Below are 12,523 nucleotides of genomic sequence, written 5' to 3'. Positions count from 1 at the left end.
TCAAATTAAAGCGAGGCCGTATGTGGTTAAATGTTGGGAAATGCGAAGCTTACTTGTGTACTTTTACGCGCTCTTCAATGGGTTGGAATTCTTTCTCACCCGGTGCTGCCGTTGGTTTACCAAATGGCATCTGAGCGATCAATCTCCAGTTCTCAGGAATGCTCCATTCTTGCTTCACTTTCTCATCAATCAACGGGTTGTAGTGCTGCAAAGATGCACCCAGACCTTCTTGTTCCAGAGCAGTCCAGATTACCAGTTGCAACATGCCGTTGGATTGGTTAGCCCAGATTGGGAAGTTATCTGCATAAGCTGCAAAATTTTGTTGAAGCTGTGCGATCGCATTGTTATCTTCGAAGAAGAGAACCGTACCATATCCGCTGCGGAATCCAGTCATTTTCTCTGCTGTGGATTTGAAGGCTTCTTCATTGCCTACCACTTCACGCAAAATTTCTTCTGTGTGATTCCACAATTTATCATGTTGTTCACCGAGCAATACAACGGCACGGGATGTTTGTGAGTTAAAGGAAGTTGGTGTATATTTCACCGCTTCTTCTACGATTTCCTGGATTTTAGCATCCGAAATTGTAGATTCCTTGCTGATCCCATAATAAGATCTTCTGTTTTTCAACGCATCAAAAAAAGTTGTCATTCTTAATCGCCTCCCAATTTTTTTTCAATTGCCAACACAGTAACTATAATATAGTAACATACATTAGTCAACAAACTAATTTATTTTCACTAAATATACATTCACCGAAAACAATTCAACAAGTTTGCCCAATACAGCAATTGAAATTATCCTTCGCCCGTCTTTTTACGATAATCCGCCCGGTATTTCTCTTCAGTAGACGAGTTGCTTTTTGTCTGGTCTTTATTCTTCTCTTCCTGAGCCTCCATATTCAGATCTTCCATCGGAATTGGATCTACAGTCTGTTCTTCTTCATATCTGTCAAGCAGACTTTCGTGCTCTGTCTTATATTGTTCAGGATTGTCACGGGATTGCTCCTGATGGGTATCGCTGTTATTCTGATCCGGTGTGCGCTGTTTCATTCATATTCGCCTCCTCTGGGTTCATTACCTTTCTTTACCTGTTCTGCGTGTCCTCTAAACACAGTGGTATGCATTCCTCAAGCGAAAATCAACAAAAAAAGCCAACCAGACAAGCTGGTCAGCTCAAACAAGACTTCTATGATTGGCGATGCAATTGGGTACGGTACAGATCAGGCGAACATCCCACACTTTGTTTGAACATCCGACTAAAATGCGAAAGGCGTTTGAAACCGGACAATCGACTTGCTTCTGTCACGGTGATCTCAGGCTGAAACTGAAACAAAAGCTTCGCCTGATTGATACGGCGGTCATACAGATATTTGAATATCGTCAAACCTGTCATTTCCTTAAACATGCCTGCCAGATATGGCTTGGACAGATGTAATTCCAGTGCCAAATCATCCAGACCAATGTCCTTCATATAATGGGTATCCACATAACGAATAATGTGTTGGACATGCCGCTCTCTCTCCGATGAGGGAAGTTGTTCCTGGACATCACCCTGGCAGATCTCTGCTACAAAATACAACAGATCACACAGTCTGACATTCATTCGCTCTTGCCTGAAATTGCTCTGACTTTGAGACAGACGATGAAGATCATGCAATAGAGCTTCGAATTCAAAGCGGCTATCTCCCTTCAGATTGACCCGGCAATTTCTGAGTTCTTCAAATGGCCTCAAGACCTCAGCCATACGGTCCGGATGCAGGCTGCTGCGGATTGCAGACGGATCAAAATGCAGTGTGCTTCGCTCATAAGCACTGCCTGGTTTCGGATGCGGTCGATGAAGAGTCAAGCCATGCATCAGCACCAGATCACCCGGCTCCAGGTTATATACCCGGTCCCCTATGATGTAAGTACATTCTCCATCATGAAAATAATAAATCTCATAATGTGGATGTGAATGGAATCCATCTGACTTGCCTGGGTTAAACGTGCTAGTGGATCGGTAACTATACTCCAGTGAAGCACTAAATTGCATCATGCTCGGCACATTCATGCACCTCCTGTTCGGAAGAGGGAAACGATTTGTGTCATGCCCCTGTAGGATATATGAAAGTGAAATTATAGAAGCTGTTTAATACTCTCTTGAATCTCGTCGATGGAGTCGATAGGTTCGAAGCGTCTGACCACACGACCCTCTGCATCAATCAGGAATTTCGTGAAATTCCATTTGATTGCATCGCCGTGTAACCATTCTGGTGCCTTCTCAGCCACCATTAATTTCAATAATTTGGCCTGTATATCTGTTTCATCAAAGCCAGCAAAAGGCCCTGATCTTTTCAAAAAGTCGTAGAGCGGGTGCGCCGCTTCTCCATTCACATCCAGTTTGGAGAACATCGGAAATTTCACACCATAGTTAATCTGACAAAAGGATTCCGCTTCCGAACTGCTTCCAGGCTCTTGCTCTGCAAACTGGTTACACGGGAAACCAATAATCTGAAGCCCTTGATCCTTGTACTGGTCATACAGCTTCTGCATGTCATCAAACTGGTGCGTATATTTACATTTACTTGCCGTGTTTACGATGAGCACAGGTTTTCCTTCATATTGATAGAGCGGGAAACGCTCTCCACTGGTTCTGGTTACGGTAAAGTCGTAGATGGTTGGCATAAGTCTAGTGCACCTCGCGATAGTTATGTAGTCATACAGCATCATATGTCATTGTTAATTATATACGAAGTTTGAACTATTGTATTGGAGAAGATAAGTTACTCTCCCTCACAACAGAAAACCCTTCTGCCACGAAAATCTCTTCGTTCAGCAAAAGGGTTATTATATGGGATCACAGTGACAGCAGTTTCAGCCCTTCACGGCACTTCCGGCCACGCCCTGAATGATATAATGCTGACCCACGAGGAAAACGATGATCATCGGAATAATGCCTGCCGTGGCAGCGGCCATCATGCCGTTGTAGTCCACATTGTTCTCCAGAATAAAGTTCTGCAGTCCGAGCGGCACAGTGTACAGGTCTTTGTCGATCAGGAACACTAGCGCATTCTCATAGTCATTCCAGTGCCAGGAGAAATCGATAATGGCCAGGGTAGCCAGTGCAGGCTTCGCCAAGGGCAGAATCAGCCTGAAGAATATGCGCAGGTGACCGGCACCGTCGATGAACGCCGCTTCCGAGATCTCTGAAGGCACGGACAGGAAGAATTGCCGCAGCATAAACACCCCAAAAATCGTGAATATTCCAGGCAGGATTAATGCCCAATGCGTATTATATATGCCAACCCATTCAAACATCAGGAACTTCGGTACAAAGAGTACCTGCGGTGGCACCATCATCATTGAGAGATAGATCAGGAACAGTGTCTCCCGGCCTTTGAATTGAATCCGTGCGAAGCCATAGGCTGCAAAAGCCGAGAGAAATACAGCTCCGATCGTGCTAATTAGCGATATTTTCAACGAGTTCAGATAATATGTGGCAAAGGTATCCACTCCGCTCCAGACCTTAATATGATGCTCCCAGTTCAGGCTGGAGGGTATCCACTGGATGGGATAGGTGAATACGTCCGCAGGAGATTTGAACGACGTGCTGATCATCCAGATGAACGGCATAATCATCAGCAAAGCAAACCCGGACATCAGAATTGTCAGTATGATTTTTCGAATCTGCGTCAAGGACTCCATGCGGACTTTAACTTTAGGTGAATGTGGAGCTGGGGGCTTCGCACTCGCGGCAATTTGTTTCTCCATAACAATTTCCTCCCCTCCTTAATAGTGAACCCAACGTTTCTGACCGAGCCACTGTAATACAGTGAAGACCATGATGATGGCAAAGAGCGCCCAACTAATGGCAGCAGCATATCCCATCTCGTAATATCGGAAGGCATTCTGGTAGATAAACAGCGACAGGACGGTTGTACTGTTCCCTGGCCCACCCTGGGTAATCGCTTGAATGATACCAAAGTTTTTGATGGTCATGATCAGCCCGGTAATTAGCAACAAAAAGGTCGTTGGACTCACAAGCGGCCAGATCACTTGGCGTATTGTCTGCCAGGGACGGGCTCCATCTATCCGTGCAGCCTCAACCAATTCCTCCGGAATTTCCTGCAAAGCGGCCAGATAAATAATCATGTTGTAACCCAACATGAACCAGATCCAGATGATATCAATCGCATACATGGACCATTCGGTTGTTGATAACCAGCCGGGTGGATTCGTAATACCGATTCCCCGCAAGAAACCATTAATCGGCCCCGATGTTGGCTGGAACAGCAGCATCCAGACAAAAGCGATGGCAACGCCGCTGGTGATATAGGGCATGAAATAGAGGGCACGCAGCGTTTTTTGCCAATACACCGACTTGTTCAGCGCCACCGCCACGATAAAAGCCAACCCCATTGATACCGGAACCGCTAACAGAAATACAAATGTATTTCGCAGCGCCACGCCAAACAGATCATCATTCAACATCCGGCGGATATTGTCCAGCCCTACGAAATTCGTCTCCGGGCTCATGAATTTGTAATCAGTGAACATGAGATAGAACGAATAGACAGCCGGTATAATAAAAAACAACAGCACGCCAATCATATTGGGCCCAATAAACAGATACCCGAGTCTGCTCTGCCGTTTCATCCAGGATTTATGCATATGCTCCCCCACTCCTTAACATCTGTTCTGGAATTAAGCATAACAAGATGTCCTCTAACATTTAAGGAACATAACCCTGTACCTGATATCACAGATATATGTATTTCGGCAGTGCCTTTCGGGAGAGAAATAACATGGAATTGTTCTATTGTTTATATAGAAAAAACCGCCCCATTGGGACGGCCTTTGGACTCATTGCTTTTGCAATCTATTGATTCTGTTTCAGCCAGTCATTATGTCGTTTGACCATGTTCTGTACCGTTACTTCGGCAGTCTGGTTACCGAGGAAGAACTTTTCATACTCCTGTGCACGCAGATCGACCACTTCCTGCGCAATGCTGCGGACAAACGTAGGTGTCTCGTCACCGTACAACACAAATTCCAGAGACTCTTTATCATAAGAATCAGCATAATCGCCAAGCAAATGATCAATGGCAGTCTGCTGATCAACGGCATTCGATGAAGGCAGACGTCCACCCGCAGCCATCGGCATCATTCCCCCATCGGCGTACCATTTCAGGAACTCCCATGCGGCTTCTTTATTTTTCGACTTGGAATTGATCGCAATAAAGTCACCCAGTCCTCCACTCTTCACCATATCCGCTTCCTCTGCAGCCAGTCTCGGTACAGGGGCAAAGGCGATTTTCCAATCCCGAGGGAACTCAGTCATATTGTTGGATGTACGGATCAGCCATTCGCCGATATTAATCATGGCAGACTCACCGCCAAGGAACATGTTTTCCACCGGCATTTTGGAAGTCAGCTGCTCCCCGAGTGGAGGCGTGGTTGCATCCTCCTTCATCATCCCGTTCAACGTCTCCAGCCATTTGGTAACGAGTGGATCATCGAGGTTGGAAGAACCGTCTGCCTTAACATAACCGTTCTTCACCAGAACGGAATCGAGCGGGTCTACATAGGAAGCGGTATGCTGCACCAATCCGTACTTGAAGCCAGCTGTCTTCAGTTTGAGTGCATATTCACGGGCTTCATCCCATGTCCAAGCTTTCGGTACACTCAGTCCGGCCTGATCAAGCGCTTTCATATTTAAAGCGAAGAAGGCAGCGTTTTTCTTGGTTGGCATCCCGTAATATTTACCGTCCACTTTCCAGGAAGCCGCATCTTCACCCATTTTCTCATCAATGTTGTAGTCGGTGAACTCGCCCAGATCCAGCGCTGTCCCGCCCTTGATGCGTTTATCCAGATTTGTAAGGGTATAGTTGACATACAGGTCAACGTTCTGCCCGGTGGACAGCGCCGTATCCAGCTTCAGGTTGCCATCATCGTCATTCACAAACCGCACATATTCCACCTGAATATCAGGATGCTCCGCATTCCAGGTATCCACCACTTCCTGTGGACCATTCTCAGGCGGCACCGCGCCCCACATGGTGAGCTTCACTTTTCCCTCTGCCGCTCCACCTCCGTTATCTCCACCGTTCGTCTCATTTTTACCTACACAGCCGGCAAGTAATCCCAGCATCAGCGCGCCTACGATTAACCCCGTTAATCCTTTTTTGATTTTCATCTGGTCACATGACCTCCCTGAATTGAAGTGTACCTTCCGTTACATCGTAGCAGGGACCTTGCTGGGTTCATAAGATACATATCCATGATTCGGATTGAACAAAAATGCGGATTTACTTGTGCTTGCCTGAGCACTCGGTACACATATTCCTTCTACTCATCCTGTGAGTCACGAACGATGGCGATACTGGCTGGGCGTGCAACCGGTCCAACGCTTGAATATTTTGATGAAATAATTATCACTTCCGAATCCTACCCGGTAACCAATCTCCTGTACAGGAAGGTCCGTCTCGCGCAAGTATTCAGCCGCTTTCTCCATCCGTACCCCATGCAGGTAATGAATTAGGGTATGACCGGTTTTCTTTTTGAACAAAGCGCTCACATAATTCTCGCCCATCATCACATATCGTGACATGGATTTGACGGTAATGTCCTGGTCGTAATGCTGTCCGATATACTGAATTATTTTGCTAATCTCCGGATGCTTCACAATCGGCTCACGAACAGGTGTAAATGGAAGATCAGGTTCAGGTGAGGGCGCAGAAGAGACCGTAAGAGAATTAGGCAAATCAGGCGTTGATGTGAGAACCGGTGTGGAAGGTGGCACTTCATGATGATCTGTCTCTGTCCGGGCTTCAGTTGAAGCTCCCAGTTCTGCACTTACTTTACGGAGTGTATCACGCAGTGAATTCACACTCATGGACAGTTTCAAAATATAATTGGAAGCCCCGTATTCCATTGCACGGCGTACATATTCGAACTCCCCCATACAGGTGAGCATGACAAATTTGGTTTTTAACCCGGCCTGACGGGTCTGTTTAAGTAATTCCAGACCATCCATACCTGGCATGACAATATCGGTCAGTACCAAATCCGGTGTATCCTGTATAATCATCGCCAGTGCTTCGGTCCCATTACCGGATTCTCCGATGACCGTGAAACCCAGCTCTTCCCAGGAAATAATCTCTCGTACCGATTCACGTACAAATACCTCATCCTCCACAAGTAATACTTTCCACATGCCAGATTCCCCTCTCCAGTCGTCTAGTCTGACCGCTTCTGTAAGTAAGGCGTCGACAATAAAAAAGGAATGCTGAACCTCACTAATGTCCCAGGTTTGTTATCGATCACTTCAAGTTTACTTTGACCTTTGAACAATAACCGCAATCGTTCCCTAAGGTTGGACAGACCGATCCCCGGACGCGTCCGGGTCACTTGCAAACGCCGGGATTCCTCCATTCCAATTCCGTTGTCTGCCACCTCCAGCATCAGCTTTCCTGTGTCTTGCCTGTAAATTCCGATGCGGATCTGACCAAGTTGTTCCAGTGGCCCGACACCGTGATGAATGGCATTCTCCACCAGTGGCTGCAAGCTCAGCTTGGGCACCAGCGCATACTCCAATTTATCGTCAAATTCACAAGTCACCTCAAAGCTATCGCGGTAACGAATCCGCTGAATATGAAGGTAGGCTTGAACCAACTCAATCTCGTCCTTCAGGTATACCAATTCGACCTGTGAATTCAGGCTGACTTCCAGTAATTTGCCCAAGGAAACACACATCTCGGAGATCTCTTCATTCCCGCTGCGGATCGCGCTCCATTTCATTGTATTCAATGTATTCAGGAGAAAGTGCGGATTCATCTGGGCCAGGAGCATGTGAAAATGTACCGCTTCCTTCTGGCGTTCCTCCGCCTTGAGTCTGTTGATCATCTGATTGGCATCATCCAGCATCGTATTAAACGTGCGTGTCAATTCCAATACTTCCCCTCGGCTGCGGCCTTCGGGAATACGAATCTTGAGGTTTTTGCGGACAACCTCCCTCATCTTATTCTGTAAGTGTGACAAGGGACGCGTGAACGTTGCCGAGATCATAAAAGCCATCACTACAAATGCTCCTGTGAAACCAAAAAAGGTCAGAAAGTAACGCTGTTTAAGCTCGGATATCTCTGTAAACAGGATGGAAAGTGGAATCCGATTCACCATATACCAGTCCAGTGATTCGATGTACACGTAGTTAATCAGCGTATCCGAGGCTGGATCGGTCAGATAAGCCTGTGCCGGATGAAGAGCTATTTCACGCGTAACCTCTGGTGAAAGCACCGCTGTTTTGGATGAACTGGCTATGGTCTCTCCACTACCTGTAATAAGATAATACTCCTGGTTACTCTGTGAATCCTTCAGCATGGTCTGGAACCAGTAGGAATAATCGATGCTAATTCGTGCCAGCCCGTATCGCTTGCCGCCGCTATCTTTCATATAAGCATACAGCGACAAGAGATATGGGCTGGAGGATAACTCTCTGAGCACAGGGTTGGAATCCCGTGCATCCCAGCGATAGAAGAGTTCTTCCGGTTGAAGCGAGTGTGAATCCGCACCGCCTTTTGGAATGGTTATTTCCCCCAGACGCTCACGGAATTGTTCCAGATAGGGGCCATACGTTAGTGCTTTTTTGGGCAAATACGAAGTGTAAACGCTATCACGAAAATCCAGCAAGGTAAAGTACACCGAAGGATTATATAGGAAGAAACTGTTGTTGATCATCTTGAACTTTTCTTCTACCAGCGACTTGTTCTCAAGCGGCGTACGACTGCCCGGGGAGGTTAGCACATTTCTTACCGCGGAATCCTGTTCCAGAAAAATGAGCGTTTTGAAGGCAATGCTCATCTGCTCCTCCAGAGAGCGGTACATCTGGACTAGCTGCTCATGACTCTGTTCACTAATTTTCTGCTCGACCAGGGATTCAATCTGCTGATAATTGTAGACATTCAATGCACTGAACGGCAAAAGAATCAACACCACAAATGCACCGAACAGACGATATCTGAGCCGCTGTGGCAACCAACTCTTCCAATTTGGCTTCTTCATTCCTTAGTGCTCGCTCCCCTACAATTAATGACCCCATTATAGCACCTGCCTGCCATTTACAGCCGGAGTCGAATGATTTGCATGGATTTGTGATATTCGCTGCCTGCATCCATGTGAACTACACAGATATGTTCTATTGGTGTAAGCAAGAAATGAATGAGTGAATGGATGGAAGGCTAGATGGACGAGACCCTTACCTCATACTTGATGTCGTTTCCGATACTCTGAGGGACTGATTCCTATGGTGGACGAAAATACACGGCTCAGATAAAATCCGTTCTCATATCCACATCTCTCAGCGATCTGCGTGAGAGTCAGACGGCTATCTGCCAGCAAAGCTTTTGCTTTTTTGAGACGAATCGCTTTCAGATAATCGGATGGTGTCTCTTGAAAGGCCTCCCGGAACCTTCGGGTGAGCTGGACTGGACTCAAAGCCAACTGTTCGGCCAACGTTCGAAGACTGACCGCCTCTCCCGCCCATTCCTCCAACAATACTGCCGCTTCAGCCATGAGGGCATCCTCCGTGAACTTCGTTTCCATTAGCCTGCTCTGTCTGCGCTCCCATTGATATAGCCGCCACAAATCCAACATCAGATGGGTTTTCCATCCTGTTGTATCCTCATCGTTGTCCTCACTCGCCTGACGCAGGTAGGCATATGTTGAAGCCAGACGCTTTGTATCATTAATGAGGGATTTTCCGATTGGCGGCAGGAGACGCTCATCCTCTGCAGAGTTACAACGGAACAGCATATAGTGAAACGTCAGCGGGGTTACCGTCTCTCTGCGAAAAGGAACGTGGGGCGGACATAACACCAGATCAGCAAAACCCGCCTCTCCGCTCTGCCCATCAATCTCGTAACGAAATACACCCTCTTCAACGGCAAAGACCACCCAAGCGTCGTAGATATCTTCTGCCAGAGCAAATTCGGCTTTCTTCTTCCAGTAGATGTGATTAAGGAGGTCCATGACACACCCGCCTTTGTTATGAAATAAAGTATATGCTCGATGATAATATAGTGTATTTGAAAAGTAAATATATAGAACTAATATGAAATTATAGATATGAAATATGAATTCTGAGCTTAGGCTCATCCATATTCAAAGAGAGAGGTGTTCATATGAAGCACGAACTCGTTAAACCGGATATCACCGTCATCGGGGGCGGGCTTGCTGGCGTATGCGCTGCCATATCTGCTGCCCGGCTGGGCCAACATGTCGCTCTGGTACAGAATCGTCCTGTACTCGGTGGCAATTCCAGCAGTGAAGTACGCGTGTGGGTCTGCGGCGCTACCGCCCACGGGATTAACCGTTATGCCCGCGAGACGGGCATCATGGGGGAACTATTTGTAGAGAATCAGTATCGTAATCCAGAGGGCAATCCTTATCTCTGGGACTTGATCATTCTGGAAGCCGTTCGAGCTGAATCCAACATCAGCCTGTACCTGAACACGGATGTACATGAAGTAGAGGCCACTGGGGATGGGGATGAACGCATGATCACCTCCGTTACCGGATGGATGATGGGTTCTGAGCGCAAAATCCGATTCGAAAGTCAGATCTATCTGGACTGTACGGGCGATGGATTGGTTGGCTTTCTGGCTGGAGCCAAGTTTGCACTCGGCCGGGAAGCCCGCAGCGAATATGGTGAAGAATGGGCACCTGAGGTGGCCGATCAAATCACGCTGGGCAGTACGCTCCTCTTTTATACCAAGGATACGGGTGCGCCTGTCCGTTATATCCCCCCTTCATTTGCCAAGGATATTACACAGACCAGCATTCCGATTCGCCGGGTCATTCGCAGCGGGGATTCCGGTTGTCATTACTGGTGGATTGAATGGGGCGGTGAACATGACACCGTTCATGACAATGAGCTGATCCGTGATGAACTGTGGTCCGTGATCTACGGGATCTGGGACTATATCAAGAACTCCGGCAAGTTTGATGCCGACCATATGACGCTGGAGTGGATTGGTTCGCTGCCTGGCAAAAGGGAGTACCGCCGCTTCACGGGTGATTATGTGCTCACCCAGAACGATATTATCAGCCAACGGGAATTCCCGGATGCCGTTGCCTTTGGCGGCTGGTCCATTGACCTGCATCCTCCGCAGGGCATGTATGCCGAAGCGAGCGGCTCGAAGCATATGCATGCCGATGGCGTGTATCACGTGCCGTTCCGCTCGTTGTATTCCGCGAATGTGCGGAATATGCTCATGGCCGGACGCGACATCAGTGCATCACATGTCGCCTTCGGCACGACCCGCGTCATGGCAACATGCGCGGTCATCGGCGAAGCCGCGGGTACAGGCGCGGCGCTCTGTGCGGCCATGGGGGTGTCGCCGCGCGAGCTGCACGCGAGGCATCTGGCGGTCCTACAGCAGACGTTGCTGCGGCAGGACGCTTCCATCATCGGGGTGCGCAGCCACGATGAGCTGGATCTGGCCCGGCGTGCCAAGGTTACAGCCTCCAGCACGCTGACGGGCATCGCTCTGGAGCAGCCTGGCGAGACGTACCCACTGGGTACGGATGTTGCACTGCTGCTGCCTGTGCATCCAATGCTCAGCGGCCTGGAGCTGCTGCTGGATGCATCCAGCGATACCGCATTGACGGTAGAGCTGTGGGATACGGGGCGTAAGGAGAACTACGTCCCGCATTCGTTACAAGTCAATGCAACCGTTAACGTTACAGCGGGAACCGCGCAGTGGGTGAACCTTCCGCTCGAATGGCAACCGGAAGAACCGCAGAATGCTTTTATTATCATCCGTGCAAATAAAGCCCTGTCACTCTACCATTCGACAGAAGCACACAGCGGCGTACTGATCTTCTTCAAAACGGAAGAAAACCATGTGTCCAAAAATCTGGAGGACCACGCCACAGATCAGCCTGTCGTATTATGGTCCATGCAAGGGTTGGCACGTCAGCCATTCTGCTGTCGTACCCTCTCTGAGACCACGGCCTATACAGCGGACAACACGATCAACGGTTACCATCGCCCCTTTGGTGGTCCGCAGCAGTGGATGTCACAGCCGATGCAGTCTGGCAAGCCTGAATGGGTACAACTGACATGGGAAGAACCACAGACCTTGGCTGAGTTGCACTTGACGTTTAATGATGATGTGAACGAGGATCTGGTTAATTTACATCACCATCACACCACATTCCGCGTCATGCCTGAACTTGTACGCGATTATCGAGTGGAAGTATTGAATCCGTCTGATGAGTGGATCGAGATTATAAACGTATCGGAAAACCGCAGAAGAAAAGTCATCCATTCCTTGGATACACCTGTGTATGTGCAAGCGCTTAGAGTAATCATTGATGCTACTAATGGCAGCAGGTATGCGGAATTGATCGAGATTCGGACGTACGGGCAAGCTACACGGTAGAGGACTCTGAGCGTATTCATTTTGTTAACTGATTATGGTCCTGCTCAACATATACGTTGGATATTTACGGTACGAATTAAACATGTCATATGTATAAGATT

The 12,523-nt window shown here is 48.0% G+C and carries 11 protein-coding genes; 1 reads left to right on the top strand and 10 read right to left on the bottom strand.

All coding sequences use genetic code 11. The features are described from left to right. Nucleotides 1–49 precede the first annotated feature (49 nt). The 10 genes from MKZ13_RS12495 to MKZ13_RS12450 all read right to left on the bottom strand — a co-directional run bounded on the left by MKZ13_RS12495 (nucleotide 50) and on the right by MKZ13_RS12450 (nucleotide 10,005). Entirely contained in the window at nucleotides 50–649 is a 600-nt protein-coding gene (locus MKZ13_RS12495; protein WP_074094703.1) for a nitroreductase family protein, read from the bottom strand. 146 nt (nucleotides 650–795) lie between these two features. Further along, nucleotides 796–1,050 (bottom strand): hypothetical protein, encoded by a 255-nt coding sequence (locus MKZ13_RS12490; RefSeq protein ID WP_221825065.1) that lies wholly within the window; start codon nucleotides 1,048–1,050, stop codon nucleotides 796–798. A 136-nt stretch (nucleotides 1,051–1,186) separates the two neighbouring features. Next, entirely contained in the window at nucleotides 1,187–2,050 is an 864-nt protein-coding gene (locus tag MKZ13_RS12485; protein WP_339184354.1) for an AraC family transcriptional regulator, read from the bottom strand. 65 nt (nucleotides 2,051–2,115) lie between these two features. Further along, nucleotides 2,116–2,664: a glutathione peroxidase gene (locus MKZ13_RS12480; RefSeq protein WP_076216217.1), complete on the bottom strand. Its 549-nt coding sequence runs from the start codon at nucleotides 2,662–2,664 to the stop codon at nucleotides 2,116–2,118. A gap of 189 nt (nucleotides 2,665–2,853) precedes the next feature. Then, nucleotides 2,854–3,750 (bottom strand): carbohydrate ABC transporter permease, encoded by an 897-nt coding sequence (locus MKZ13_RS12475; protein ID WP_339184352.1) that lies wholly within the window; start codon nucleotides 3,748–3,750, stop codon nucleotides 2,854–2,856. Nucleotides 3,751–3,768: 18 nt separating this feature from the next. Further along, nucleotides 3,769–4,650: a sugar ABC transporter permease gene (locus tag MKZ13_RS12470; protein WP_074094700.1), complete on the bottom strand. Its 882-nt coding sequence runs from the start codon at nucleotides 4,648–4,650 to the stop codon at nucleotides 3,769–3,771. A gap of 208 nt (nucleotides 4,651–4,858) precedes the next feature. Next, complete coding sequence (locus MKZ13_RS12465; protein ID WP_339184350.1) at nucleotides 4,859–6,175, bottom strand: ABC transporter substrate-binding protein; 1,317 nt, start codon at nucleotides 6,173–6,175, stop codon at nucleotides 4,859–4,861. Nucleotides 6,176–6,343: 168 nt separating this feature from the next. Next, nucleotides 6,344–7,195 carry a helix-turn-helix domain-containing protein gene (locus MKZ13_RS12460; protein WP_339184348.1) on the bottom strand — a complete coding sequence of 284 codons (852 nt, stop codon included), beginning with the start codon at nucleotides 7,193–7,195 and terminating at the stop codon, nucleotides 6,344–6,346. Between the two features lie 23 nt (nucleotides 7,196–7,218). Then, nucleotides 7,219–9,039: a histidine kinase gene (locus tag MKZ13_RS12455; protein ID WP_339184345.1), complete on the bottom strand. Its 1,821-nt coding sequence runs from the start codon at nucleotides 9,037–9,039 to the stop codon at nucleotides 7,219–7,221. Between the two features lie 198 nt (nucleotides 9,040–9,237). After that, entirely contained in the window at nucleotides 9,238–10,005 is a 768-nt protein-coding gene (locus MKZ13_RS12450) for a helix-turn-helix transcriptional regulator (RefSeq protein ID WP_339184343.1), read from the bottom strand. Nucleotides 10,006–10,157: 152 nt separating this feature from the next. On the opposite strand from MKZ13_RS12450, the gene MKZ13_RS12445 reads away from it, so the two are divergent. Then, entirely contained in the window at nucleotides 10,158–12,422 is a 2,265-nt protein-coding gene (locus tag MKZ13_RS12445; RefSeq protein ID WP_339184341.1) for an FAD-dependent oxidoreductase, read from the top strand. The last annotated feature ends 101 nt before the right edge of the window (nucleotides 12,423–12,523 follow it).

Origin of the sequence: Paenibacillus sp. FSL R5-0701, from assembly GCF_037973995.1 — a bacterium.
In the GTDB taxonomy this organism is placed as follows: Bacteria; Bacillota; Bacilli; order Paenibacillales; family Paenibacillaceae; genus Paenibacillus.
This window is presented reverse-complemented; position numbering and strand designations above follow the sequence as displayed.